Here is a 25,940-nt window from a genome sequence, read left to right as displayed (position 1 = left end):
CGGGCGGAGGTCAGCGGCGGGTGCGGCGCCGGTACTGGGCCGGGGTCTCGCCCGCGAGGCGCGCGAACGTGCGCGTGAACGACGGCTGGTCGTAGAACCCGCTCGCCGCCGCGACGTCGCCGATCGACACGGCGCTCCCCGCGAGCAGGCGTGTCGCGTGGTCGACCCGGGTGCGCAGCACGAGCTGGCGCGGCGTCACGCCGTACACGCGCCGCACGCGCCGGTCGAGCACCGCGGGCGTGCACCCCGCCGCCTCGGCGAGCCGCGCCGTCGTCCAGCGCGCCCCGAGGTCCGCCTCGACCGCGGCGACGAGCGCGGCGAGGGAGTCCATCGTCGCGTCGTCCGCCGCGCCCGCGCGCAGGTCGTGCGAGACCGAGACGATCCCCACGAGGTGACCGGCGTCGTCGTGCACGGGGAGCTTGGACGTGAGGAACCAGCCCGACGTGCCGCCGAGCCGCCGGATGCGCTCGAGCTCGCCGCGCAGCGCGCGCCCGCGCAGCACCTCGGCGTCCTGCTGCTCGTAGCGCTCGGCGAGCTGCGCGACGAACAGGTCGCGCGCGCGTCGGCCCAGCACCGCTCGGCGCGAGCGCTCGTTCGTCCGCGCGACGAACACCGGGTTGACCGCGACGTACCGGCCCGTGACGTCCTTCGCGCAGAACATGGTGTCCGGCAGCTCGTCCATGAGCGCGACCATGGCGGGGCTGAGGGCGGCGAGGAGCGCCATGCCCTCGGGCCACAGGTTGTCGCGGACGGGTGTCATGTCGCCCCGGATCGTACAAGACGAGCCACCGCGACCCGAGGCACCCTGGAGGGATGAGCAACGACGCGCCCGCCCGGCCGCTCCCCACCCCCGGAGCCGTCGGCGACACGAGCCTCACCTCCCCGGACGACCTCGTCGAGGAGGCCGTCACGCTGGCCCGCCGCTGGCTCGCCGCGAGCGAGGGGGCGGGCGACGCGCGCGCCCGCAGGACCGCCGAGCGGCTCGGCGCGCTCGTGTCCGACCCCGCGGGCCTCGAGCTCGCGGTCCGGTTCGTCGACGACGTCGCGCGTCCCCAGGACGTGCACGTCGCCGCGCGGGCGCTCGGCCGCCTCGGCGAGCTCGCGGGTAGCGCGGGGTCGTTCCTCGGGCCGGTCGACCGGTCCCTCCTGCGCGTCGGGGCGGGCGTCGCGCCGGTGCTGCCGCGCGTCGTCGTGCCGGCCGCGCGCGTGCGCCTGCGCCAGCTCGTGGGCCACCTCGTGGCCGACGCCGGCCGCGGCCTCGGCCCGCACCTCGCCCGGACCCGCGCGGAGGGCTACGCGCTCAACGTCAACCTCCTCGGCGAGGCCGTGCTCGGCGAGGCCGAGGCGGACGCGCGCCTCGAGCGCACGCTCGCGCTCGTGCGGCGCCCCGACGTGGACTACGTGTCGGTCAAGGTGTCGTCCGTCGCGTCGCAGCTCGTCACGTGGGACCTCGACGGGTCGTGCGCGCGCGTCGTCGAGCGGCTGCTGCCGCTGTACCGGGCGGCGCGCGACCACGGCGTCTTCCTCAACCTCGACATGGAGGAGTACAAGGACCTCGCGCTCACGACCGCGGTCTTCCGCGAGATCCTCGCGCACGACGACCTGCACGACCTCGAGGCCGGGATCGTGCTCCAGGCGTACCTGCCCGACGCGCTCGGCGCGCTCGACGGGCTCACCCGCTTCGCGACCGAGCGCGTCGCCGCCGGGGGAGCGCCGATCAAGGTGCGCCTCGTCAAGGGCGCGAACCTCGCGATGGAGGCCGTCGAGGCCGAGCTGCACGGCTGGCCGCAGGCGCCCTACCCCACGAAGCCCGACGTCGACGCGAACTACCTCCGCCTCCTCGACCACGCCCTGCGCGCGCCGCGGACCGACGCCGTGCGCATCGGCGTCGCGAGCCACAACCTCTTCCACGTCGCGCTCGCCGTCCTCCTCGGCCGGGCCCGCGGCGTGAGCCACGCGCTCGACGTCGAGATGCTCCAGGGCATGGCCCCCGGCGAGGCGCGCGCCGTGCGCGACGAGGTCGCGGCCGACCGCGTCGAGAGCGGCCCGCACGCCGGGCGCGGCGGCCGCGTCGTGCTGTACACGCCCGTCGTGCGCGACGAGGACTTCGACGTCGCGATCTCCTACCTCGTGCGCCGTCTCGAGGAGAACGCCGCCGAGCAGAACTTCCTGCACGCCATGTTCGCGCCCGACGGGTCGCCGACCGCGGGCAGCCCCATGGAGCGCCAGGAGGCCGTGTTCCGCGCGTCCGTGCGCCACGGCGTGCACTACGCCGAGACCGACGTCGCGCCGCGCCGCACGCCCCGGCCCGCCGTCGGCGGCGGGACCGGCGCCGGGTTCGCGAACGCCCCCGACACCGACCCCGCCGTCGCCGCCTCGCGCGACTGGGCCCGCCACGTCACCGGGGCCGGCTCCGGGTACGTCCCCGTCCGCACGCCCGAGCTCACGACGACCGCCCAGGTGGACGACGCCGTCGCGACCGCCGTGCGCGCGACCGCCGCGTGGTCGCAGGTCGCCCCGGCGGCCCGCGCCGCCGCGCTGCGCGCCGTCGCCCGGCGCCTGGAGGAGGCACGCACCGACCTCGTCGCCGCGATGGTGCACGAGCCCGGCAAGACCGTCGCCGAGGCCGACCCCGAGGTGAGCGAGGCCGTCGACTTCGCGCGCTACTACGCGCGCTCCGCCGAGGAGCTGGACCACGTGCCCGGCGCCCGGTTCGCGCCCGACGGCGTCACGCTCGTCACGCCGCCGTGGAACTTCCCCGTCGCGATCCCCGTGGGCGGGGTCCTCGCGGCGCTCGCGGCCGGGTCGGCCGTGCTCGCCAAGCCCGCGCCGCCGACGCCGCGCTGCCTCGAGGTCGCCGTCGAGGCGGTCCACGCGGGCCTGCGCGACGCGGTGGCCGCGGCGCCCGGTGACTTCGCGGGGCTGGACGCGGGCTCGGTGACCGAGGTCGTGCAGTACGTCCGCGTGCCCGACGACGAGCTCGGCACCCGCCTCGTCACGCACGACGACGTCGCGCGCGTCGTGCTCACGGGCTCGATCGAGACCGCGCAGCTCTTCGCGCGGTGGAAGCCGTCGCGCCCGGTGCTCGCCGAGACGTCGGGCAAGAACGCGCTCGTCGTCACGCCGTCGGCGGACCTCGACCTCGCGGTCGCGGACCTCGTGCGGTCGGCGTTCGGGCACGCGGGGCAGAAGTGCTCGGCCGCGTCGCTCGCGATCCTCGTCGGCTCGGCGGGCGACCCGCGGACGGAGACGGGCCGCCGGGTGCGGCGCCAGCTCGTGGACGCGGTGCGCTCGCTCGCCGTCGGTCCGGCGACGGACGTCGCGACGACCATGGGCCCGCTCACCGAGCCCGCGTCGGGCAAGCTGCTGCACGCCCTGACGACGCTCGAGCCGGGGGAGTCCTGGCTCGTGCGACCGCGGCTGCTGGACGGCGGGCCCGAGCTGGAGGGCCGCCTCTGGACGCCGGGTCTCAAGGAGGGCGTCGCGCCCGGGTCGCCGTTCCACCTCACCGAGTACTTCGGGCCGGTCCTCGGGATCATGACGGCCGCGACCCTCGACGAGGCGATCGCGCTGCAGAACGCGGTCCCGTTCGGCCTCACCGGCGGCATCCACAGCCTGGACGACGCCGAGGTCGAGCGCTGGCTCGACGCCGTCCAGGTGGGCAACGCCTACGTCAACCGGCACATCACCGGCGCGATCGTGCAGCGGCAGTCGTTCGGCGGCTGGAAGCAGTCGGCCGTCGGGCCGGGCGCCAAGGCGGGCGGGCCGAACTACGTCGCGCAGCTCGGGCGCTGGAGCGACGCGCCCGGCACCTCGACGAGCGCGTCGGCGTCGGGCACCGACGGCACGCACGACGCGGTGCCGCCCGCGCGCGAGACCGCGCCCGAGGCGTGGCTCGCGTGGGCGAAGGCCGACGACGTGCGCTGGTGGGAGCGGGAGTTCTCCGTGGGCCACGACCCCTCGGGCCTGCACGTCGAGGCGAACGTCTTCCGCTACCGCCCGGTCGACGTGCTCACCGTGCGCGTCGGCGCGGACGCGCTCCCCGTCGAGGTCGAGCGCGTCCTGCACGCCGCGCGCACCGCGGGCGTGCCGGCCGTCGTGGTGCCGAGCACGGGCGACGCCGCGGTGAGCGACGACGACTTCGCGCGCCGCGTCGCGTCGGGTGCCGTCCGGGGCCGGGTCCGCGTCGTCGGCTCCGCGCCGGGGCTGCACGAGGCCGCGGCCGAGCGCGTCGGCGAGGTCACGGTGCTCGACCACCCCGTCGTCGCGAGCGGGCGCCGCGAGCTGCTCACCGTGCTCCACGAGCAGGCCGTCAGCCGCACGACGCACCGGTACGGCCACGTGAAGCGCTGACCGCTCCCGGCGCGCGGGAGGGGCTCGGCCACCGCCGGGCCCCTCCCGCGACGACCGCGCGGCACCCCGGTCGCTACCGCGCGTCCGGCACCGGCGAGACGGTCACGGACGCCGCGTCGCGGGACGCGCGCAGGCGCTCCGCCTGCTCGGCGACGGCGTCGGCGAGCCCGGCGTCCCACGGGACCCAGGGGTCGGTGAGGACCGTGAGGCGCCGGCCCGACGCGCGGGGCCGCCACGTGCCCACGACCTCGCCGCCCGCGAGCACGGCCCCGGGCCGGCCGAGGACCCGCCACAGGTCCTTGGCACGCGCCACGTCCGGGACGAGCGTCGCGCGGTCGCGCAGCTGCAGGAACAGGTCGTAGGGGCCCACGAGGCGCACGACCGGGGCGCCGGGCGCGGGTCGCGCGTCGCGCTCGCGCGCGGCGGCGCCCGTGACGCGACCGAGGTCCTCGGCGAGCACCCAGCGCTCGGCCGGCCGTGGACCCGGCTCGACGTCGGCGACCTCGACGCGGACCGCGTCGTCGGGCCACCGGTTCCGGACGTCCTTGACCGGGGCGTCGAGGAACGCGGCGACGTCCTGGACGCTGGCGGCGGGGAAGAAGCGCAGGTAGCCGCGGACGACGTCCAGGCGCGGCAGGGCGTCGCCGCCGAGGCGCCCGTAGAGCGGCGGCTCGAGGCCGGGGACGCGCCGCAGCACGGGCGGGGACGAGCCCGGTTCGAGCTCGAGCCCGGCCTGCAGGGCCGCGAGGCGGAACGTCTGCTCGTAGCTGTGGGTGGCGCCGCACGGCCCGCACCAGCGCAGGTGCGGCTCCGGGAGCCGCGCGGTGAGCCGCGTCGAGAGGTCGCCCTTGACGGCCGGGGTCTCGACGAGCTCGCGCTCGAGCCGCGCCTCGGTGCGCAGGGCGTCGAGCACGGCGACACCCGCCGCGCGGAGCGGTCGGCTCGCGTCGTAGACCCGCTTGGCGGCGTCGGCCTCGGAGAACGGCGCCGTCGCGGTCGCGACGTCGGCGAGGTCCGCGCGGCGGTAGACGTGCGGGGCGCCGCGCAGCGTCCACGCGAGCACGAGGTCGGGCGGCAGGGTGCTGGGCGCGACGGGCGGGGCGCCCCGGACGGCGAGCGCCCACGCGGCGCCGTCGGACCCCGTGTCCTGGACGCCCAGGTCGAGGACGGCGACGTCCGTCACCGCGGCGGCCGCGCCCGGCGCCCGGTCGAGCTCGTGGGCGTGCCAGCGTGCGGCGAGGACGTCGGCCCGCGAGAGCGTGGCCACCGCCGGTTCCGTGGACGGGTGCACGACGCCAGGCTACGAGCGACCGCCCACAGCGTCTCGCCCCCACGCCTCGGGTGCCGCGCGGCGCCGCGGGCGGCGCGGGGGTCAGACGGAGTCGCGCTCGACGAGCTCCGGCGCGAGGACCTGCGACGCGATCTCGTCGCCGCGGCCGCCCACGAGGTCGAGCAGGAGGTCGGTCGCGCCGCGCACCATCTCGACCATGGGGTTCTGGACCGTGGTGAGCGGGGGCGACGTCGTGGCGGCGGTGGCGAGGTTGTCGAAGCCGACGACGGACACGTCGCGCGGCACGTCGCGGCCGTGGGCCGCGAGCACGCGCAGCGCGCCCTCGGCCATGAGGTCGGACGCGACGAACAGGCCGTCGAGGTCGGGGTGCGCGGCGAGGAGGCGTTCCATGGCCGCCGCGCCGCCCGCGACGGCGAAGTCGCCGATCTCGACGGCGTCGTCCGGCAGGCCGGCGTCGCGCAGCACCTCGCGGAACCCCGTGAGCCGGTCCACGCCCGCCGTCATGTCCTGCGGGCCGGCGATCGTCGCGATACGGCGCCGGCCCGCCTCGACGAGACGCCGCGCCGCGAGGCGGCCGCCCTCGACGTTGTCCACGTCGACGTACAGGAGGTCCGGCGTCGGGTGGAACGGCCGCCCCACGAACACGGCGGGCAGGCGCGCCGCGAGGAGCGCCTCCTCGAGGTCGTCGTCGCGGTGGTGCGACGCGACGATCGCGCCGTCGACGTGGCCGCTGCTGAGGTACCGCACGATGCGGCCCGGCTGCTCGTCGGGACGCGCGAACAGCAGCACGAGCTGCAGGTCCGTGCCGCCGAGCGCGGCGCTCACGCCGCGCATCGTGCCCGCGAGGAACGGGTCGGTGAGGATGCGCTCGTCGGGCTCGGGGACCACGAGGGCGATCGAGTCCGTGCGGCGCGTCACGAGCGAGCGGGCGGCGCGGTTGGGCGTGTAGCCGAGCTGCGCGACGGCGGCGTCGACCGCCGCCTGCGCCTCGGGCGACACCCGCAGGCCGCCGTTGATGGCGCGCGACGCCGTCGAGCGCGAGACACCCGCCGTCTGGGCCACCTCGTCCAGGGTCGGCGCGGAGCGCAGGCTGTTCATCGGGACAGTATGGCGCGCGCGCTCCCCGGTCCGCACCGCCCCGCTCACCGTGTCCTCACCGTCGTCCTCACTCGGCCGGGGCGGCGTCCGCGGCCGGCGTCTCGCGCGCTGGGATCGCGTTGTCGCGTGCGACCTGGGCGTACCAGGCGCCGCTCGCCTTGACGGTGCGCTCCTGCGTCTCGTAGTCGACGCGGACGATGCCGAAGCGCTTCGTGTAGCCGAGCGCCCACTCGAAGTTGTCCATGAGGGACCACGCGAAGTAGCCGCGCACGTCCGCCCCCGCGTCGATCGCGTCGCGCGTCGCGCGCAGGTGCGCGTCGAGGAACTCGAGCCGGTCCTGGTCGTCGACCGAGCCGTCCGGGCCCACCTGGTCCGGGTAGGCGGCGCCGTTCTCGGTGATGTACATCGCGACGCCGCGCGGGCCGGTGAAGTCGCGCTGCAGGCGCGTGAGGAGGCGCGTCAGCCCCTCGGGCTGGACCTCCCAGCCCATGTCCGTGCGCGGCAGGCCGCGCGAGTGGGCGTGCACGCCGTCCGCGGCGGGGTAGGGGGACGACGTCGGGCGCACCGGCGCGGCGTCGGCCTCCTCGTCGCGGACGCCCTCGGGGCGGGTGCCCCCGCCGCCGTCGCTCCCGGTGCCGGGCGCCGTCGTCTGCGGGCGGGCCGAGACCGCCCCGCCGTTGTAGTAGTTGACCCCGAGCGTGTCGATCGGGGTCGAGATGATCTCGAGGTCCCCGTCCTTGACGTGGTCGAGCAGACCGTAGGGCGCGACGTCCTCGAGGACGTCGGCCGGGTACTCGCCGTGGAAGACGGGGTCGAGGAAGATCCGGTTGAACTGGCCGTCGATCCGGCGCGCGGCGTCGACGTCGGCCGGGTCCTGGGGGTCGACCGGGTCGGACACCGTGAAGTTCAGCGTGAGCCCGAGGTTCGCCTCCGGCGCGCGCTCGCGCAGCGCCTGGACCGCGAGGCCGTGCCCGAGCAGCAGGTGGTGCGCGGCCGCGAGGCCGTCCTCGCGCGACTGCCGGCCGGGCGCGTGCACGCCCGCGGTGTAGCCGAGGAACGCGGAGCACCACGGCTCGTTGAGCGTCGTCCACACGCCGACGCGGTCGCCCAGCGCCTCGTGCATCGTCACCGCGTACTCGGCGAAGAGGTACGCCGTGTCGCGCGACGTCCAGCCGCCCTTGTCCTCGAGCGCCTGCGGGAGGTCCCAGTGGTACAGCGTGAGCCACGGCAGGACGTCCGCGGCGAGCAGCTCGTCGACGAGGCGGTCGTAGAACGCGAGCCCGGCGGGGTTCACCGCGCCGCCGTCGGGGCGCACGCGGGCCCACGACGTCGAGAACCGGTACGTCCCCAGGTTGAGGTCGCGCAGGAGCGCGACGTCCTCGCGGTACCGGTGGTAGTGGTCGCACGCGACCATGCCGTCGTCACCGTTCACGACGGCGCCCGGCACGCGGGCGAACGCGTCCCACACGGAGTCCGTGCGTCCGTCGGTGTGCCCCGCGCCCTCGATCTGGAACGCGGCCGTCGCGGCGCCCCAGAGGAAGCCGGGGGGCATCTCGACGCGTCCGGTCGCGGTCGCCGGGTTCGGGGGGAGGGGCGCGGACGGGACGAAGCTGGTCATGGTCGATTGTCCTTCGAGAAGTCGCGGGATGGCACGCGGGCGGGCCGGTCGGGCCCGCCCGCGCGACGGTCGGCGCGCAGCACGGACCGCGCCCACCGGGTGGTGGGCGGGTCGTGCGGCGCGGGGCGTCGGGCGTCAGCCCTTGACGGCGCCCTGCATGATGCCCGCCACGAGCTGGCGGCCGGTGAAGATGAAGATGACGATGAGCGGCAGCGTGACGAGGAAGATCCCGGCCATGACGAGCGAGTAGTCGACGAAGAAGTTCGACTGCAGGGACCGCACCACGAGCGGCAGCGTCGGGTTGTTCTGGTTGAGCACGATGGACGGCCAGAAGAAGTTCGTCCACTGCTGCACGAACGTGAACAGGCCCAGCATCGCGGCGGCCGGGCGGGCCGCCGGCAGCGCGATGGACCAGAACGTGCGGATCATGGACGCGCCGTCGACCCGGGCCGCCTCGATGAGCTCGTACGGGAGCGCCTCGCCGAGGTACTGCGTCATCCAGAAGACGCCGAACGCCGTGACGAGCGCGGGCACGATGACGGCCTGGAGCTTGCCGATCCACCCGAGGTCCGACATGAGGATGTACATCGGGATGACGCCGAGCTGCGTGGGCACCGCCATCGTCGCGATGACGAACACGAGCAGCGGGCCGCGGCCGCGGAACCGGAGCTTCGAGAACGAGAAGCCGGCGAGCGTCGAGAACAGCACGACCGAGAGGGACGTGAGGACAGCGACGACCACCGAGTTCCAGGCGGCCTTCCAGAAGTTGATCGCGTCCGAGCTCATGACGTCGGCGAACCGGTCGAACAGGCTCGCGTCGGGCAGGAGCTGGGGCAGCGCGCTGCGCGAGATCTCCTCGGGCGTCGAGGAGCCGAGGATCAGGGTGAAGTACAGCGGGAACACCGAGATCAGCAGGACGATCCCGAGGATGGTGTACGTGACCCAGCGCGGGCGGCGCTGCGTGCCGCCGACGTTCTTCCCGGCGCTCCGGCGGCGGGACGCGGCGCGGGCCGCGCCCGGGCCGGCGGTCTGGGCGATGACGGGGACGGAGCTCATCGCTTCCTCCGGTCGGTCGGGCTGGCGGCGGTCGGGACGGACGCCTCGGTCCCCGCGGCGGAACGCTGCGCGGACATGGCGTCCTCGGCGCGCAGGCGCTTGCGCGCCTCCTGGCGGCGACGCACCCAGCGTGGCGGGCGCGGCTGCGCGTTCGACGTGGCGATCCGCCGGGTGACGAGGAAGTTGACGATGCCCACGAGGATGATGAGCAGGAACAGCAGCCACGCGACGGCGGCCGCTCGGCCGAAGTTCTTCTGGTTGCCCCACGCGACGTCGTAGAGGTAGAGCACGGTCGTCATCCACTGCCGGTCGGCGCCGCCGAGACCCTGCGCGTCGAACATGCGCGGCTCGTCGAAGATCTGCAGGCCGCCGATCGTCGACGTGATGACGACGAAGATGATCGTGGCGCGGATCTGGGGGACGGTCACGGAGAAGAACTGGCGCACGCGCCCGGCGCCGTCGATGATCGCGGCCTCGTAGAGCTCGCGCGGCACGGCCTGCATCGCGGCGAGGAAGATCAGCGCGTTGTAGCCGGTCCAGCGGAAGTTCACCATCGACGCGATGGCGACGTGGCTCGCGAGGGCGTCGGCGTGCCAGCGGATCGGGTCGACGCCGACGAGGCCGAGCAGCTCGTTGATGAGCCCGTACTGGTCGGCGAACAGGCGGCCGAAGATCATCGAGACCGCGACGGGCGCGACGACGTACGGCAGCAGGACGCCCATGCGCCAGAACGTCGCGGCGCGCAGGTTCTGGTCGAGCAGGGCCGCGATCGCGATCGCGGCGACGACCTGCGGCACGGACGAGAGCACGAAGATCGAGACGGTGTTGCGCAGGGACTTCCAGAACGTCGGCTGCGCGAGGACGTCCGTGTAGTTCTGGAGACCGACGAAGTCGCCCTGGCCGCCGAGCAGGTTCCAGTCGTAGACCGACACCACGGCGGTGTACACGAGCGGGAAGAGCCCCGTGATCGCGAACAGGATGAAGAAGGGCGAGATGTAGAGGTAGGGCGAGACCTTGACGTCCCAGCGGCTGAGGCGCTGGGAGAAGCCGACGCGGCGCGGCGTGCGCGGCGGCGGCCCGCTGAGCCCCGGCGAGGGCTGGGTGGGCGTGAGGACGGCCATGTGGGATTCCTGGGCTGCTCGGTGGCGCTGGGTGGCTGCGGGTGCGGGGCGTCGTCCGCGGGCGGACGCGCGCGGGGCCGGGGGCGGCAGGTCGTGCCGCCCCCGGCCCCGTCAGGTCACAGGCCCAGGTCCTGGAAGGACTGGAGCGTCTTCTGCCACGAGGAGGCGGCGTCGTCCGTCTTCTCGACGTCCACGCGCTTGATGCCGTCCTGGACGGTCGTGTGGATCGAGAAGTAGTTCGCGCCCTTGAACGGCGCGCTGTCGATCGCGAGCGCGCGGTTGACGAAGATCGTGCCGACCGGGGCGTCGTTGAAGAAGTCGTTCGTGAAGGACTGCACGGCGTCGGACTCCTGCGCCTCGAGCTGCGACGGGAACGTGCCCGCGTTCTCGAAGGCCGTCGTCTGCTGCGCCGGGTCGGTCAGCCACGCGGCGAGCTCCTTGGCCGCCTCGGCGTTCGGGCCGGAGGCCGGCACCGTGAGGAACGAGCCGCCCCAGTTGAGGCCGCCGCCGGGGAAGACGTCCGCGACGTTCCAGCCGGTGACGCCGCCCGAGCGCTCCTCGACCGGGCCGGTCATCCACGCGGGGCAGATCATCGTCGCGAAGCCGTCGTTCTGGAACGCGGCGTCCCAGTCGCCCGACCACTGCTCGAGGCCGGCGGAGAGCTCGTTCGTCGTCGACTGCTCGAGCACCGTGTCGTAGATGTCGATGATCGGCTGGTTGGACGCGAGGTCCTTGGGCGTGCCGTCGGACTCCTCGTAGGCGTTGTCGATCTGGTTGACCATCGCCTGCGAGATGGACATCGCGGAGTCGTACCAGGCCGCGTCGCTCGCGGCGACGAAGGTCTTGCCCGCGGCGAAGTAGTCGTCCCACGTGGCGTCCTCGCCACCGAGGAGCTCCGCCACGCCGGCCGGGTCGCTCGGGAGGCCCGCGGCCTCGAAGAGGTCCTGGCGGTAGCAGATCGCGCTCGGGCCGATGTCGGTGCCGTAGCCGATGAGCTTGCCGTCGGTCGTCGTCGCCTGCTGGACCTTCCAGTCCACCCAGCGGCCGTCGAGCGACGAGTCGGTGAGGTCGGTGAAGAGGTCCGGGTACTGCATGAGCTCCGGGAGCCAGTCGACCTCGATGGCCTCGATGTCCGCGAGGCCCTCGCCGCCGGCGGCGAGCTTCGTGGTGAGGTTGGTCCGCGCGTCCTCGGACTTGGCGGCCTTCGTCTGCTTGACGGTGACGTTCGGGTGCTCCGCGGTGTACGCGGCGAGGAGCTCGTCCGTGTAGCCGAAGTCGTTGAACGTCGCGACGGTGAGCGTGATCTTGTCTCCGTCGCCGGAGCCCGTCGCGTCGTCGTCCGAGCCGGAGCCGCTCGAGCACGCGGTCAGGGTGAGGGTGATGGCCGCGAGGCCTGCGACGGCGGCGATCGCCTTGCGGGGCCGGCGGGTCGTACGGGTGCTGCTCAGCACGGTGACTCCCTTGTCGGTGGGGCGGGTCGTGGCAGCGCTCCCACCTCCAATGTGGTAGCGCTTCCACACAACGGCCTGATCGTGCGTTCCCGCCCGAACCCGTGTCAAGCCTGGGTCAGATCGGCGCGGGTGTGGTCGCGCTCCCACCGGGGTATCGCCGCAGGTCAGGGCGTTGCGGTGACCTACCAGTTGGTCGGGTTCTGTGGAAATCGTTACCGGTTCGAGACCGGTCGCCGGGCGGGCGTCGCCGGGTCGCCGGTCAGGTGCGGCCGGGCGCCGCTCGGTCGGTGGTCAGCGCGACAGCCACGCGAGACCGGCGGACTCCTCCGCGGCGAGCGCCGTCCGCACGGCCTCGGCCGCGGCCTGCTCGATCGCCCCGCCGAAGAGCGGCACGTTGGCCTTGACCTCGCCGTCGTAGCGCTCGACGGTGCCGTCCCCCTCCGGGGAGAGCGTCACGGTGCCCGTGAGGCGCACCGGTGCGCCCGTGATCTCGAGCGACACCGTGCCCGACCGCTCGCCGTCGCGCTCCGGCTCCCAGGCCTCCGCCTGCCGGATCTCGAGACGACCCCCGACGAACGAGCGGACGTGCGCCGGGATCTGGTCCGTGGGCAGCGTCCGCCGCACCGTGACGGTGAACCCCTCGTCCGGCCCGCCGGTGACGTCCACCTGCTCGACGTGGGCGCCCTCGCCGCCCGAGCGGGCGGCGCACCAGCGGACGAACTCCTCGTCCGCGAGCATCGCCCCGACGGCGTGGACGGGGGCGGGGTAGCGGAGCTCGACGCTCAGGTGCACGGGACCTCCTCGGGCCCTGCGCCGGCCCGTGACGGGCCGGCCGACGGGACGGCTGACGGTTCGGGCGACCGCGCACGCGGGCGCTGAGGGGACTCTACCGGTCGCGCCCCTCTACGCTGGGGTCCGTGTCTGCCATGAGTGACCTCATCTCCCGCCACGCCGACCTCAGCCCGGCGGACAACGAGTGGTTGCACCTGCTCGTGGGCGACTGGCAGGTGATCTCCGACCTCGCGTTCGCCGACCTCGTGCTGTGGCTGCCCACGAGCGACGGCAACTTCGTCGCCGTCTCCCAGTGCCGGCCGTCGACGGGCGCGACCGTCCACTACGACGACATCGTCGGCTCGTTCGCCCCGGAGGGCCAGCGCCCGCAGCTCGAGCGCGCGCTCACCGAGGTGCGGTCGCAGCGCTCGCGCGAGCCGCGCTGGTTCGGTGCGTACGCCGTGCGCGAGGAGGCCATCCCGGTGCTGCACTCCGGGAAGGCGATCGCCGTCGTCGCGCGGCAGACCAACCTCGGGAGCGGGCGCACGCCCAGCCGCCTCGAGCTCAACTACGTCGAGGCCGCGGACGACCTCATCGCGATGATCTCGCGCGGGGAGTTCCCCTTCCCGAACGCCGCGACCGGGCCGCGTCGCGGCGCGCCGCGCGTCGGCGACGGCCTCATCCGGCTGAACTCCGAGGGCGAGGTCCTTTACGCGAGCCCCAACGCGCTGAGCTGCTTCCACCGCCTGGGGGTCATCGGTCCGCTCGTCGGGCGGTCGCTCGCCGAGGTGACGGCCGACCTCATCGAGCACCAGACTCCCGTGGACGAGTCGCTCCCGCTCGTCGTCATGGGCCGCGCGCCCTGGCGCACCGAGATCGAGGCGCAGCGCGTCGCGCTGTCGCTCCGCGCGCTCCCGCTCACCGAGTCCGGGCAGCGCATCGGCGCCGTCCTGCTGTGCCGCGACGTGTCGGAGCTGCGCCGCCGGGAGCGCGAGCTCATCACCAAGGACGCGACGATCCGCGAGATCCACCACCGCGTGAAGAACAACCTCCAGACCGTCGCGGCGCTCCTGCGGCTCCAGGCCCGGCGCATGGACGTCCCCGAGGCGCGCGCCGCGCTGGAGGAGGCGATGCGCCGCGTCGCGACGATCGCGCTCGTGCACGAGAGCCTGTCGCAGACGCTCGACGAGGAGGTGGAGTTCGACGACATGGTCGGTCGCGCGCTGCGCCTCGCGGCCGACGTCGCCTCCGCCGACACGAGCGTGCGCACCGTCCGCACGGGGAGCTTCGGGCTCGTGCCCGCGGAGGACGCGACCCCCCTCGCGCTCATCCTCACCGAGCTCGTCACGAACGCCGTCGAGCACGGCCTCGCGAAGCAGGAGACCGGCACGGTCGAGGTCGCGGTCGAGCGCGAGGGCTCGGCCCTGCGGATCGTCGTGGCGGACGACGGGGTCGGCATGCCCGACGGCGACGTCGCCCGGGCGGGCAAGGCCGCCAAGAGCGGCCTGGGGTCGCAGATCGTGCAGACCCTCGTGACGAACGAGCTCGGCGGCACCATCGAGTGGTCGCCGCGGCCCGGCGGGGGCACCCAGGTCGTGCTCGCGCTCGTGCTGCGCGACGGCAACCGCCAGGGCTGACCGGCCGGCACGACGGCGGCCGCCGCGCGGAGGCGCGCACGGCACGGGTCGTGGAGCGGAGGCACCGCACGACGACGGGCCGCCACCCCGGAGGGTGACGGCCCGTCGTGCTGCTCGACGCCCGGAGGCGGAGCGGCGTGTCAGCCGGCGCGGCGTGCGCGCGCGGTGCGGCGCTTGAGGGCGCGGCGCTCGTCCTCGGAGAGACCGCCCCAGACGCCGGCGTCCTGGCCGGACTCGATGGCCCACTTGAGGCACGTGTCGACGACGTCGCAGCGGCGGCAGACGGCCTTCGCCTCCTCGATCTGGAGGAGAGCAGGGCCGGTGTTCCCGATGGGGAAGAACAGCTCGGGGTCTTCGTCGAGGCAGGCTGCGCGGTGGCGCCAGTCCATGTTCGTCGTCTCCTTCGGGCAGAGGGGAGCCTGGTCGCGAGGTGATGACTCGTCGCTGGGCGACCCGGCAGGGGGCTGCCCGGGCCAAGGGCTCGAGGCGGGGGGTGATTGATGCTTGAACCAGGTTCACACCTCGTGAAGCACAGCACAAGGGGTTACGAGAAAGTTTCCGTCGCATGAATCGTGAGGCTTTCGTCACACGGGTGTGAAGCCGCAGGTCGGCGCGTACGCTGGGTGATCGTGCCCTCCCGCGAGCCCTCCGGAACCCCGCCCGAGCCCCGCCCGACGCCCCCGGGACCGTCGTCCGACGGGGGGTCGCGGCCGCCCGCGCTGACGGCGCTCGTCGCCGGGGTCGGCATCGAGATCGCCGCGCTCGCGGTGGGCGCCGTGCTGATCCTCGTCGAGCTCCTCCGCGGTGGTTCGCAGTCGTTCGGGGTGAGCGTCTTCCTCGTCGTCTTCGCCCTGGGCGTGGGGGCCGTGCTCGCCGCGAGCGTGCGCGGGCTGCTGCGCGGGCAGCGCTGGGCGCGGTCGCCCGTCGCGACCTGGCAGATCCTCCAGGGGGTCGTCGCGGTCAGCTCGCTCCAGGTGGGCGTGACCCCGTGGGTCGTCGTGGCGCTCGTGCTCGCCGTCGTGGTGCTCGTCCTCCTCATGCTGCGTCCCGTCGTCGAGGCGACCACGCGCGACGTCCGCCCGGCCGCCTGACTCCCGGGTCCTGACTCGGCCGTCACGGTCGGGCGACCTGGAGCGGCGCCAGCCGCGCGCCCTGGACCAGCACCCCGCGACCCGGTCGGGGCCGGCCGGGTTCGGCGAGCCACTCCAGCCCGTGCCCGAACACCTCGGCGCTCCCGCGTTCGCGCGGCGCGAGGACGATCCCGCTGCGCGCCCCGCGCAGGTCCGCGAGCGGACCGCGCAAGGCTGAGGCCGCGGCACCCGTGGTCGCCGACGCGAGCAGCACGAGCCCGTCACGGCACAGCGCCGCGAGCCGGTCGGCCTCCAGCACGCAGAGCTGGGTCAGCACGTCCAGGTCGTCGACCACCACGACCCGCGGCGCCGTCGCCCTGCTCGGGAACGTCGCAGCGCCCTGACCTGCTTCCAGCGTGTCGAGGAGGCGCGCGACGTCCGTCGGCGTGTACCGCCGCACGACGATCGCCCCGTTCCCGTTCTCGTTGCTGTTGCTGTCGCTCTTGCCGCTCGCTCTCCCGACGGCCGTCCTGCTAGCGCTCCTGGTCCGGTTGGTGGTGCGCGTCGTGCGTCCGTGGGCGGCCATCACGGCGCCCGCCAGCGCGTCGTCGCGGGTCACGACCGCGCGGAGCCGGCCGGTGGCGGCCGCGTGCCGGGCGAGCAGCGCGAGCGTGCTCGTGCGGCCGCTCCCGGGCGGCCCGACGACGAGCGCGCCGCGCCCGACGTCCATCCACAGCGTCCGCCCGTCGTCGCCGCCCCGGCCGACCGCGACCTCTGCGACGGCTCGGCTGTCCGGCTCCGCCACGACGGCGGCGGAGCTCGGGTAGCCCCCGCCCGGCGCGTGCCCGGCTACGTCGAGATCGACGGAGTCGACGTCGTCGGGCAGCGGGTGCAGCCGGAACGCGCCCCGGCGGGGTGGTGCCGGGCGCCGTGCTCGTCCTCGCGCGACGATCGGTGGCAGCGCGACCTGGCACACGAGCGGGTCGCCCGGCCCGAGCCACACCGCCCGGCCGGGCGGTCCGCCCTGCCCGGCGAGCGCTGCTGGCACGCCCAGCGACACGTCGTCGTGGCGGTCGCGCGAGGCCAGCACCGCTCTGACGCCGACGAGCGACGCCAGGCCGCCGACCGTCGGCCCGCTCGCGCTCACGGCGACCGCCGTGGGGGAGTCGGCGAGCACGTCCGCGAGGGCGTCGGCGCCGGCCCCGCCCGCGACGCCGGCGAGCACGCCGCGCACGGCCTCGACGTCGTCCACGAGGAGGAGGGTGCGCCCGGTCGTGCGGTCGAGCCCCGCGGGTCGGGACTGACCGTCGTCGTGACCGGCCAGGAGCCGGAGAAGGCGGACGACACGGCGCGGGTCGCTCCGGTCCACGACCGTGCCGGTGCCGGGGTGCGCCGCGAGGTCCGCGAGCCCCGACCCGATCGCGTGGACCGCCCAGCCGCGGTCGAGCGCGGCCAGCCCGACGGTGCGCAGGGCCGTGGTGCGGCCCGACCGGGGCCGGCCCTGGACCGCGAGATGACCGTCGCGCGGGTCCCAGCGGACCACCGTGCGGCGCTGCAGGGCCGGCAGGTCACCGAGCGCGACGGGCAGCGCGCGGTCGTCGGAGCGCACCGCCTCGCCGTCGATCCCGTCGGTCCCGTCGGTCCCGTCGATCCCGTCCACCCCGTCGACCCCGGCGAGCTCGCCGGGTCCGACGCGAGCGGGCAGGGCGGGGAGCCACGGCGCGGGGTGGGGGCGCAGTCCCGAGCGCGCCGCGACCTCGTGCGCCGCCGCGACGAGGAGCGGCAGGTGGTCGTCCGAGGAGCCCGGCGCAGGCCCGCCCGGGCCGCGTCCAGCGCCCCACGGGTCCGCGAGCCGCACGCGCGTCTCCGGCAGGGCGAGCGGCCCGCCGGCTCGTGCGCACTGCACGGCCACCGGTGGCTCGGCACCACGGCGCAGGACCAGGCGCCCGGGCGTCGCCGCGGGGACGCGGGCCGCGTGCGGCGAGTCGACGACGTCGCGCGAGTCGGCGACGTCCACGACCCGGAGCGCGATCCGCAGCGTGACGTTCGCCCGCACGTCGGCGCTGACCGCGCCCGCGGGCCGCTGCGTCGCGAGGACCAGGTGCACGCCGAGCGACCGGCCCTGCGCGGCGACCCGCAGCAGCCCGGGCACGAGGTCGGGCAGGTCGTCGGCGAGCGCGCGGAACTCGTCCACCACGACCACGAGCCGCGCGAGCCGTCCGCGAGGGAGGGCGTCGATGCTCGCGACCTCCGCCGCGGCGAGGATCCGCTCGCGCCGGTGCAGCTCGGCCCGGAGCCCGGCCAGCGCCCGTCCCGCGAGCCCCGGGTCGAGGTCGGTCACCTGGCCCACGACGTGCGGCAGCCGGCCGCACGCCCCGAAGCTCGCGCCACCCTTGAAGTCGACGAGCGCGAACGACAGCTCGTCGGGCGAGCGTCCGAGCGCAAGCCCGGCGACCAGGGACTGCAGGAGCTCGGACTTCCCGGCGCCCGTCGTGCCGGCGACGAGCGCGTGCGGCCCCTCGCGGACGAGGTCGACGGCGACGGGCGCGCCCCCGGGCCCGACGCCGAGCACGGTCCGCAGGCCGTGCCCGTCCCGGCGGGCCGCGTCCTGCCAGCGCTCGGCGACCCACGTCGCGAGCCGGTCCGGCGCTCGCGGTGCGCCCAGCAGGGGACCGAGCGCGACCGCCGACGGCAGCGACCGCGCCGTGGGGTCGCCCGGGTCGGGCTCACCCGCACGGTCCCCGTCCCCGGTGCCCAGCCGGCCGAGGTGCTCGGCCGCGGCGAGCCGCCGCGCGAGGCCGAGCGCCCACCCGGCGCTCACGCCGACGTGCTCGCGCGGCGTCCGGGCGCCGTCGGGACCCGTGACGACGGCGACGGCTCCCGAGACGTCGACGAGCGTCCGGCACCACGCCGGGACCTGCGCCCGGTCCCCGAGCACCAGCAGCACGTCCGTGCCCACGGGTGCGCACCGCTCCCACGCCCGGGCGAGCTCGCCCGCAGGCACCGGGCCGTCGACGACGACGAGGCCGGGCGGGTCGGCGGCGGCCACGGCGTCGAGCGTCCGGACGGCGCGGGCGTGCGGCAGCCAGCGCCACCACGACCACGCGGGCGCGTCCTGCGCCGCGGGCCGCACCGTCAGTGGCGCCCCCGAGGCGAGTACCTCCACGAGCAGGGCCCGGGCCGCGGCGAGCGCGACGTCCCGGGGCCCGACGACGGCCACGCACCCGTCCGGCAGCCGGACCCGCGACGGGCTCGTCCCACCCGACGCCGCGACCGCCGTCCCGCCACCGGTCGCGCCCACGGACCCGCCCGACGTCGTGCCGACGGTCGTTCCCGGCGCCGCCCCTGACGACCCGGCGTGCGCCGAGAGAGCGCCCGCCGCCCCCGCTGCTCCCGCCCCCGCCAGGTCGGCGTCCGGGGCGAGCCGGGCGATCGTCGCCCAGAGCAGAACGTCGGCGGGCCGGGGGTGCAGCGGGTCCACCGGCACGGTGCCGGGGGCGGCCCCGACGTCCGGCGGGGCCCCGGGCGGTGCGGCGCGCTGCGCGGCGCGGCGACGGCGTGCCTCGACGAGCGCGGGACCGAGGACCGCGAGCGGCCCCACGAGCGCCAGCAGGGCGAGGAGCGGCTGGCGCAGCGCCATCGCGAGCCCGACCGACGCGACGGCCGGCACGAGCGCGGTCGCGAGCTGCGCCGTCCCGAGGCGGCCGGCCTCGGTGGGACGGTCCGGACCCACGGCCGGTCCCGACCGGGGACCGTGCACGAGCGCGGGCCGCGCGCGCAGGGCATACGCGCCGTCGGGCGTCACCAGGGCGCGGCCGACGCGCCAGCGCATCGCGCGCCACGAGCCCACCCGCCGACCGGCCCGGGCCGGGCGCGCACGCAGGAGGGCAGCGTCGTCGGGCACCCGGTGCGTGCCGCGCGGCACGCGGACCCGCACTCGGGGCCCGCGCCGCGTGGTGCGCCAGCGGACGTCGAGCCGGTCGACGCGGGTGCGTCCCCGGTCGCCGTGCCCGACGGCGACGAGCCGCCCGGCGTCCGGGCCGCCCAGGACCGCGACGTGCCGGGGCGCCGCGAGCACGTCCTCGGGCACCGGCCCGTCGTCGCGACTGCGCGGGTCCGACCCCGCCCGCACGACCGTGACCGTCGCCCCGGGGAGCAGCGGGCGCGTGCCGCAGCGCTGGTCGTCGTCGACGGGGACGCCGTCCACGGCGAGCGGTGCCGTGCGCAGCTCGGGGCGGCACCCGAGGTCGGCGAGAGCGGGTCGCGCGTCGCCCAGGCGCGTGCCCGCGGCGAGCAGGACGTCCGTGCCCGGGTGGACCGTCACGCGCACCCACACCCCGCCGTCGGACGGGGGCGCGGGAGTGCCGCCCGGCGGTGCACCGGGAGCGAGGGGCGGGGCGGGGGAGAACACCCGGCGATCGTGCCCGACGGCGGTCAGCACGAGTCGGGCACGACCGCGCCCCTGTGGACGGGGGTCCGTCCACAGGGGCGCGCGTCGGCCGACGGCCGGTGGGGCGTCTCGCTCAGTCCACGGCGAGCGCCGCGACGGGCGACGTCCGGGCCGCGGTGCGGCCGGGGACGACGGAGGCGACGAGCCCCGCGACGAGCGCGACCACGAGCACGAGCGCGATGTCGCGCCACGGCACGGCGAGCGACACGTCGCCCATGACGCTCAGCGCCGTGGCAGCTCCGGCCCACCCGTAGAGGACGCCCAGCACGATCCCGAGGACGGCCCCGACGCCCGCGATGAGCATGCCCTCGATCGCGAGCATCCAGCGCAGCTGGGAGCGGCTCAGGCCGATCGCCCGGAGCGTCGCGGACTCGCGTCGCCGCTCGATGACCGAGAGCGACAGCGTGTTCGCCACGCCGATGAGCGCGATGACGACCGCGACCGCGAGCAGCCCGATGATGACCCCGAGGATCGTGTCGATGACGCTCTGCATCGCCGCGCGCTCGACGGCGATCCCGGCGACCTCCACGGGCGTGTCCGACTCCACGACGGCGTCCTGGATCGCAGGGACCACCTGCGCGGCGGCGCCGGTGTCGTCGAGGCCGACCCACAGCCGGGACATGACGCTCGTCGGGTCGACGGCACGCGCGTCGTCGACGGTGAGCAGCCCGCCGGAGCCGATCCCCCCGGTGCGGACCGTCAGGTCGAGCGTCTCGCCCGTCGGGCCCGTGAGCTCGGCGGTCTCGCCGTCCGCGAGGCCGTAGTTCTCCGCCTCGCCCTCCGAGAGCAGGAGCGTCCCGGGCCCGAAGGCCGCGAGGTCGTCCGGCGTCCGCACCACGGAGCGCGCGGCGTCGGGGTCGGCGCCGTGGAACGACGTCTCGGTGCCGTCCGGCATGGTCACCGTCGCGGCGTACAGCTCGACGACGCGGGACACGCCCTCGGTGCCGGACACGGCGCGCACGACGTCGGACGGCACGGGCTCACCGGTCGACCCGTACGCGTCCGTCGCGACCATGACGTCGACGGGGTACTGGTCGTCGAGCGCCGCGTCGAGCGAGGTGCGGGCGCTCGCGGCGCCGGTCGACATCATCGCGACGAGCGTGACGCCGATGAGCAGCGCGGTGCTCGTCGCTGTGGTGCGGCGCGGGTTGCGCAGCGTGTTCGCGGTGGCGAGGCGCGCCGTCGACCCGGTGCCCGCGAGCAGGCGGCCGACGAACGACACGACGGCGGGCAGCCAGTAGACCGCTCCGACGAGGACGCCCACGAACGACAGCGCGCCGCCGACGACCCCGGCGAGGAGCCCGATCTCGGGCTTGTCGGTGAGCCCGAGCCAGATCCCGCCCGCGAGGACGGCGACGCCGCCCAGCGTGAGCAGGGACGCGACGACGAGCCGCGCGCGGCCGCCCCCGCGCAGGATGTTCGGCGCGTCGGCCGGGCGCAGCGCCTCGAGCGGGGCGACGCGGGTCGCGGCGCGGGCGGGCGCGAGCGACGCGACGACCGTCACGAGCGTGCCGACCACGAGCGGCACGAGCACCACCACGGGCGTGACGGTGATGGTCGCGGGGACCGGGACGCCCAGGTCGGCGCCGCGCGCGACGAGGAGCGCGATCTGCGTGAGCAGGCCGCCCAGGACGATGCCGGCGAGCGACGACACGATGCCGAGGATCGTCGCCTCGGTGAGCACGGACCGGGCGAGCTGCGCCTTGTTCGCGCCGACCGCCCGCAGGAGCGCGAGGGTGCGCGTGCGCTGCGCGACGAGGACCTGGAACGTGTTCGCGATGACGAGCGCGGCGACGAGCAGCGCGACGGCGGCGAACGAGAGGATGACGTACGTGAAGACGTCCTGGTCGCCGGTCATCTTCCGCGCCTGCTCCTGCGCGTGCTCGTCCGGCGTGACGGCCTTCGCCCCGTCCGGAGAGGCGGCGACGAGCTCGGCGCGCGCGGTCTCGAGGTCCGTGCCGGGCGCGAGGGCCACCATCGCCGACGAGTAGGTGCGGGCCGGGTCGTCGGGCGTGGCCTGCGCGGCCTCCCAGGCGGCGACGTCCACGGCCGGGACGACCACGGCGCCGCCCATCTGGGCGTACGCGCCGTACGGGTCGTCGGTCGTCCCGACGACGGTCAGCTCGTCGCGGACCTCCGTGTAGTCGCCGCCGTCGGGCGCGGTGTCGTCCCACACGTTGCGCGAGCTCGTGACGGTGTCGCCGATCCCGACGCCGAGGCGCTCGGCCACGGCGGTGGGCAGCGAGACCTGGCCAGACGCGGTGGGCATCGAGCCCTCGACGACCTCGAGCGCCTCGAAGCGCGGGTCGGACGGCGCCGGGACGCCGAGCTGGAACACGCGCTTCGCGCCGTGCGAGAGGTCGAGGTAGGTGAACGACGTGGCGTCGACGGCCTCGACGCCGGGCACGGAGCGCAAGGCCTCGACGTCGGGCGCCGTGAGGTCGTCCGGGGCGGACACGACGAGGTCGGCGTCCGCGTACTGTGCGGCGATCGAGTCGTTCGTGGTCTGGGTGATGACGTTGCCCGCGATGAGCGTCGCCGTGACGAAGGCCGTCCCGATGACGATCGCGACGCCGGCCGCGACGAGGCGGCCGATGCTGCGGCGCATCTGCGCCAGGGTGAGCCGGAACATCAGGCGCGCACCGCCTGCGACGCCGTCGGGGCGGGACCGTCGGTGCCGGCGTCGAGCGTGCGGAGCGCGTCGAGCCCCGCGAGCACCGACTCGGGCGTCGGGTCGGTGATGTCGCCCGCGATGCGCCCGTCGGCGATGAGCACGACGCGGTCCGCGTACGCCGCGGCCGTCGGGTCGTGCGTGACCATGATGATGGTGCGGCCGAGCTCGCGCACCGAGCGGCGCAGGAAGCTCAGCACCTCCGCGCCCGAGCGCGAGTCGAGGTTGCCCGTCGGCTCGTCGGCGAACACGACCTCCGGGCCGGCGATGAGGGCGCGCGCGATGGCGACGCGCTGCTGCTGCCCGCCGGACAGCTCGCTCGGGCGGTGGCTCAGGCGCGCCTCGAGGCCGAGCGTGCGCACGAGCGTCTCGAACCACGCACGGTCGACCTTGCCGCCCGCGAGCTCGACGGGGAGCGTGATGTTCTGCTCCGCCGTGAACATCGGCAGGAGGTTGAACGACTGGAACACGAAGCCCACGCGGTCGCGGCGCAGCTGCGTGAGCGCGTTGTCGTTGAGCCCCGTGACTTCAGTGTCCCCGATGAAGGCGTGCCCGCTCGTCGCGGTGTCGAGGCCCGCGAGCAGGTGCATGAGCGTCGACTTGCCCGAGCCCGACGGCCCCATGATGGCCGTGAAGTGCCCGCGCTCGAAGTCCACGTCGACGCCGTCGAGCGCGTGCACCGCCGCCTCGCCCGTGCCGTAGGTCTTGCGCAGCGTGCGGGCCCGCACCGCGGGCGGGCCGGCGGGGGCCGGGTCGGTGGGTCGGTACACGGTCGTGTCCACGTCGTCTCCTGGTTCGTCGTGCCGCACGCGGACCGGTGGTCACGGGCGTGCGTCGGGATCGTGGACGACGCTACGGAGGGGGCCCGGCCCACCGCGTCCGGCGATGGTCGGGTCATGGCCGCGGGCGGGGTCATCCTCTGGTCGTAGACGTCCCCCGCCCAGGGTGGACACGACGGCGCCCCACCGGTCGGCGACCGGTGGGGCGCGGGCGGAGCGGGTCAGGCGCCGGGGCGCACGAGCCCCGTCTCGTAGGCCGTCACGACGGCCTGCACGCGGTCGCGCGCGCCGAGCTTGGCGAGGATGCGCCCGACGTGGGTCTTGACCGTCGCCTCGGCGACGAACAGGTCGCTCGCGATCTCGGTGTTGGAGCGGCCGCGCGCCATGAGCACGAGCACCTCGCGCTCGCGCTCGGTGAGGCCCTCGACGGCCGCGTGCGCGGGCGAGTCCTGGACCTGCTCGGCGGGCAGCGCCGTCACGAGGTGCTCGAGCAGGCGCCGCGTGGACGACGGCGCGATGACCGCGTCGCCGCGGTGCACCGTCCGGATCGCGGCCAGCATCTCCTCCGGCGGTGCGTCCTTGAGCAGGAAGCCGCTCGCGCCCGAGCGGATGGCCTCGAGCACGTACTCGTCGAGGTCGAACGTCGTGAGGACGATGACCTTCGGGGCGTGCGCGCCGTCGGCCGCCGCCGCGGTGAGGCGGGCCGTCGTCTGGAGCCCGTCGAGGTGCGGCATGCGCACGTCCATGAGCACGACGTCGACCGGGTGGTCCGCGAGCAGGCGCAGCGCCTGGAGCCCGTCGCCCGCCTCGACGGCGACCGTGAGGTCGGGCTGGGAGTCGATCACCATGCGGAATCCCGCGCGCACGAGCTGCTGGTCGTCGACGAGCGCGATGCGCACGGGAGCGTGCGGCTCGGTGGCGTACGCGTCGCCGGGCACGGGGAGGGCGTCGGTCATGGTGTCCTGTCGGTCGGTCCGGTCGGAGGGCTCGCGCGCGGGTCAGGGGGGCGGCGGGGGCGGGGCGAACAGGCCCGGAGCCGGTCCCGCGGCCGTCCTGCCCGGTCCCATCCTGCCCGACGGTCCCGACCTGCCCGGCAGCGCGGGCCCCGACGGCACGGTCCCCGGCGGCACGGTCCCCGGCGGCACGGGGCCCGACGGCGCGGGGCCGGGCGGCGCGGGCGAGCGACCGGGGACCGGCGGCACGGGCAGGCGCAGGTGCACGCGGAAGCCGCCGCCCGCGCGCGGCCCCACCTGGACGGACCCGCCGAAGAGCGCGGCCCGCTCACGCATGCCGAGCACGCCGTAGCCGCCGGAGCGGGCGTCCTGCCGGGCCTCCGCCGCGCTGGAGGCGCCCCGGCCGTCGTCCTCGACCTCGAGGTCGAGGGTCGTGGCGCCCCAGCGCACGACGACCGTGACCTCCGGGTCCGGCCCCGCGTGCTTGAGGACGTTGGTGAGCGCCTCCTGGCAGACGCGGTAGACCGTGAGCCCGGCCCCGGGCGGCAGGGTGCGCGCCTCGCCCACGCGCACGAACGACACGCGCATCCCGCTGTCGCGCACCTGGGCCACGAGGCTCTCGAGGTCGGCGGCGTCGGGCTGCGGCGCACGCTCGAGCGCGGCCGGCGGCGGGTTCCCCGGGAGCTGCTGCGTGGCCGCACCGGGTCCGGACGGCGAGCCCGGGCCGGGGGCACCGCCGCGCCCCGCGGGCAGCGCCAGGGTGCCCGCGGGCCCGACGGCGGCCCCCGGCGCGGGCGGGCGCGGCGGCTCGGACCGCAGCACGCCGAGCAGACGACGCATGTCGGCCAGGGCGGTGCGTCCCGTCTCGGAGACGGTCGCGAGCGCGCGGGCCGCGGCGTCGGGGTCGTTGGCGGCGGCGTACCGACCGCCGTCGGCCTGGGCGATGATGACGGACAGCGAGTGGGCCACGATGTCGTGCATCTCGCGGGCGATGCGCGCCCGCTCGGCGGCGGTCGCGATCTGGGCCTGCTGGTCGCGCTCGACCTCGAGGCGCTCGGCGCGGTCGACGAGCGCGGCGATCGTCTCGCGCCGCGACCGCCGCACGAGGCCGAACGCCCAGACGGCGAGGAACGTCATGCCGCCGAACGCGGACGTGAGGAACACCATGAGCGCGAGGTCCTGGAGCCGGCCCGAGAGCAGCCCGAGCGCGACGCCCAGGACCACCGCGCCGACGAGCGAGGCGACGATCGCGGTGCGGTGGGCCCAGCGCGGCCCGTAGACCGTGACCGAGTAGAGCGCGACGAGGACGGCGAAGTCGGCGGGGAAGATGAGGAGGTAGCCCGCGAGCAGGTGCACGAGCGCGACCGAGTACACCGTGACCGCCGACGCGAGCGGGTGCGAGCGTCGCCAGGGGAGCGGCGTGAGGAGCAGCACGGCCCAGAACGCGGCCCAGCCGCCGCTCGTGCCGACGCCGCTCGCGCCCGACGCGGAGAACGCCGCCGACGCGGGCACGAACACCACCGCGAGGACGAGCGTGACGGTGAGGTCCACACCGAAGCGGTGCTCGTCGGACCACTGCCCGAGGCGCTCGTACCAACCCATGCGTCCAGCCTAGGCAGCG

Annotated in this window: 17 protein-coding genes; 3 read left to right on the top strand and 14 right to left on the bottom strand. The window is 75.8% G+C overall.

The window, feature by feature from the left end; genetic code table 11:
* Nucleotides 1–10: 10 nt before the first annotated feature.
* Nucleotides 11–760: a helix-turn-helix transcriptional regulator gene (locus tag E1O70_RS13330; RefSeq protein WP_061267470.1), complete on the bottom strand. Its 750-nt coding sequence runs from the start codon at nt 758–760 to the stop codon at nt 11–13.
* A 53-nt stretch (nt 761–813) separates the two neighbouring features.
* Here E1O70_RS13330 and E1O70_RS13325 point away from each other — a divergent pair, with 53 nt between their 5' ends.
* Nucleotides 814–4,353: a bifunctional proline dehydrogenase/L-glutamate gamma-semialdehyde dehydrogenase gene (locus E1O70_RS13325; protein WP_061267471.1), complete on the top strand. Its 3,540-nt coding sequence runs from the start codon at nt 814–816 to the stop codon at nt 4,351–4,353.
* Nucleotides 4,354–4,426: 73 nt separating this feature from the next.
* On the opposite strand, the gene E1O70_RS13320 is transcribed toward E1O70_RS13325, so the two are convergent.
* The 7 genes from E1O70_RS13320 to E1O70_RS13290 all read right to left on the bottom strand — a co-directional run bounded on the left by E1O70_RS13320 (nt 4,427) and on the right by E1O70_RS13290 (nt 12,780).
* Nucleotides 4,427–5,644 (bottom strand): DNA glycosylase AlkZ-like family protein, encoded by a 1,218-nt coding sequence (locus tag E1O70_RS13320; RefSeq protein WP_205688653.1) that lies wholly within the window; start codon nt 5,642–5,644, stop codon nt 4,427–4,429.
* A gap of 81 nt (nt 5,645–5,725) precedes the next feature.
* Entirely contained in the window at nt 5,726–6,742 is a 1,017-nt protein-coding gene (locus E1O70_RS13315) for a LacI family DNA-binding transcriptional regulator (RefSeq protein ID WP_061267473.1), read from the bottom strand.
* A 67-nt stretch (nt 6,743–6,809) separates the two neighbouring features.
* On the bottom strand, nt 6,810–8,360 hold the full coding sequence (locus E1O70_RS13310) for a glycoside hydrolase family 1 protein (RefSeq protein ID WP_061267474.1): 1,551 nt from the start codon (nt 8,358–8,360) through the stop codon (nt 6,810–6,812).
* Nucleotides 8,361–8,495: 135 nt separating this feature from the next.
* Nucleotides 8,496–9,416: a carbohydrate ABC transporter permease gene (locus tag E1O70_RS13305; protein ID WP_061267475.1), complete on the bottom strand. Its 921-nt coding sequence runs from the start codon at nt 9,414–9,416 to the stop codon at nt 8,496–8,498.
* On the bottom strand, nt 9,413–10,537 hold the full coding sequence (locus E1O70_RS13300) for a carbohydrate ABC transporter permease (RefSeq protein WP_061267476.1): 1,125 nt from the start codon (nt 10,535–10,537) through the stop codon (nt 9,413–9,415). The genes E1O70_RS13305 and E1O70_RS13300 overlap by 4 nt, the downstream gene beginning before the upstream one ends.
* Before the next feature lie 116 nt (nt 10,538–10,653).
* Complete coding sequence (locus E1O70_RS13295) at nt 10,654–11,988, bottom strand: ABC transporter substrate-binding protein (RefSeq protein ID WP_034651856.1); 1,335 nt, start codon at nt 11,986–11,988, stop codon at nt 10,654–10,656.
* Between the two features lie 291 nt (nt 11,989–12,279).
* Nucleotides 12,280–12,780, bottom strand: a complete 501-nt coding sequence (locus E1O70_RS13290; RefSeq protein ID WP_061267477.1) for a DUF2505 domain-containing protein — start codon at nt 12,778–12,780, stop codon at nt 12,280–12,282.
* Between the two features lie 134 nt (nt 12,781–12,914).
* Here E1O70_RS13290 and E1O70_RS13285 point away from each other — a divergent pair, with 134 nt between their 5' ends.
* The gene (locus E1O70_RS13285) at nt 12,915–14,396 is read left to right on the top strand and encodes a sensor histidine kinase (RefSeq protein ID WP_043653374.1); all 1,482 of its coding nucleotides are present in this window, start codon (nt 12,915–12,917) and stop codon (nt 14,394–14,396) included.
* A 140-nt stretch (nt 14,397–14,536) separates the two neighbouring features.
* Here the strand turns inward: E1O70_RS13285 and E1O70_RS13280 are convergent, their stop codons facing one another.
* A complete protein-coding gene (locus tag E1O70_RS13280; RefSeq protein WP_021481972.1) occupies nt 14,537–14,785 on the bottom strand; it encodes a WhiB family transcriptional regulator in 249 nt (82 codons plus the stop codon).
* Nucleotides 14,786–15,025: 240 nt separating this feature from the next.
* Here E1O70_RS13280 and E1O70_RS13275 point away from each other — a divergent pair, with 240 nt between their 5' ends.
* Entirely contained in the window at nt 15,026–15,487 is a 462-nt protein-coding gene (locus tag E1O70_RS13275; protein ID WP_228485038.1) for a hypothetical protein, read from the top strand.
* 22 nt (nt 15,488–15,509) lie between these two features.
* On the opposite strand, the gene E1O70_RS13270 is transcribed toward E1O70_RS13275, so the two are convergent.
* The 5 genes from E1O70_RS13270 to E1O70_RS13250 form a co-directional block, all read right to left on the bottom strand.
* Entirely contained in the window at nt 15,510–19,877 is a 4,368-nt protein-coding gene (locus E1O70_RS13270; protein ID WP_128957444.1) for an FtsK/SpoIIIE domain-containing protein, read from the bottom strand.
* Nucleotides 19,878–19,989: 112 nt separating this feature from the next.
* Nucleotides 19,990–22,524, bottom strand: coding sequence for an ABC transporter permease (locus E1O70_RS13265; RefSeq protein ID WP_240696697.1), 2,535 nt, complete (start codon nt 22,522–22,524; stop codon nt 19,990–19,992).
* Nucleotides 22,525–22,547: 23 nt separating this feature from the next.
* Complete coding sequence (locus E1O70_RS13260; RefSeq protein ID WP_021482458.1) at nt 22,548–23,369, bottom strand: ABC transporter ATP-binding protein; 822 nt, start codon at nt 23,367–23,369, stop codon at nt 22,548–22,550.
* Nucleotides 23,370–23,587: 218 nt separating this feature from the next.
* Complete coding sequence (locus tag E1O70_RS13255; protein WP_051876517.1) at nt 23,588–24,322, bottom strand: response regulator; 735 nt, start codon at nt 24,320–24,322, stop codon at nt 23,588–23,590.
* Nucleotides 24,323–24,364: 42 nt separating this feature from the next.
* Nucleotides 24,365–25,921, bottom strand: a complete 1,557-nt coding sequence (locus tag E1O70_RS13250) for a sensor histidine kinase (protein ID WP_082774381.1) — start codon at nt 25,919–25,921, stop codon at nt 24,365–24,367.
* Nucleotides 25,922–25,940: the final 19 nt, after the last annotated feature.

The organism is Cellulosimicrobium funkei, from assembly GCF_004519295.1.
Lineage (GTDB): Bacteria > Actinomycetota > Actinomycetes > Actinomycetales > Cellulomonadaceae > Cellulosimicrobium > Cellulosimicrobium funkei.
The sequence above is the reverse complement of the archived record's forward strand: the minus strand, read 5'-3'. Positions and strand labels throughout refer to the sequence as shown.

Excerpts from the sequence above, each read along its gene's own strand:
- E1O70_RS13330 (WP_061267470.1), bottom strand. The coding sequence starts at position 760 with ATGACACCCGTCCGCGACAACCTGTGGCCCGAGGGCATGGCGCTCCTC.
- E1O70_RS13325 (WP_061267471.1), top strand. The coding sequence starts at position 814 with ATGAGCAACGACGCGCCCGCCCGGCCGCTCCCCACCCCCGGAGCCGTC.
- E1O70_RS13315 (WP_061267473.1), bottom strand. The coding sequence starts at position 6,742 with ATGAACAGCCTGCGCTCCGCGCCGACCCTGGACGAGGTGGCCCAGACG.
- E1O70_RS13310 (WP_061267474.1), bottom strand. The coding sequence starts at position 8,360 with ATGACCAGCTTCGTCCCGTCCGCGCCCCTCCCCCCGAACCCGGCGACC.
- E1O70_RS13305 (WP_061267475.1), bottom strand. The coding sequence starts at position 9,416 with ATGAGCTCCGTCCCCGTCATCGCCCAGACCGCCGGCCCGGGCGCGGCC.
- E1O70_RS13300 (WP_061267476.1), bottom strand. The coding sequence starts at position 10,537 with ATGGCCGTCCTCACGCCCACCCAGCCCTCGCCGGGGCTCAGCGGGCCG.
- E1O70_RS13285 (WP_043653374.1), top strand. The coding sequence starts at position 12,915 with ATGAGTGACCTCATCTCCCGCCACGCCGACCTCAGCCCGGCGGACAAC.
- E1O70_RS13280 (WP_021481972.1), bottom strand. The coding sequence starts at position 14,785 with ATGGACTGGCGCCACCGCGCAGCCTGCCTCGACGAAGACCCCGAGCTG.
- E1O70_RS13265 (WP_240696697.1), bottom strand. The coding sequence starts at position 22,524 with ATGCGCCGCAGCATCGGCCGCCTCGTCGCGGCCGGCGTCGCGATCGTC.
- E1O70_RS13255 (WP_051876517.1), bottom strand. The coding sequence starts at position 24,322 with ATGACCGACGCCCTCCCCGTGCCCGGCGACGCGTACGCCACCGAGCCG.
- E1O70_RS13250 (WP_082774381.1), bottom strand. The coding sequence starts at position 25,921 with ATGGGTTGGTACGAGCGCCTCGGGCAGTGGTCCGACGAGCACCGCTTC.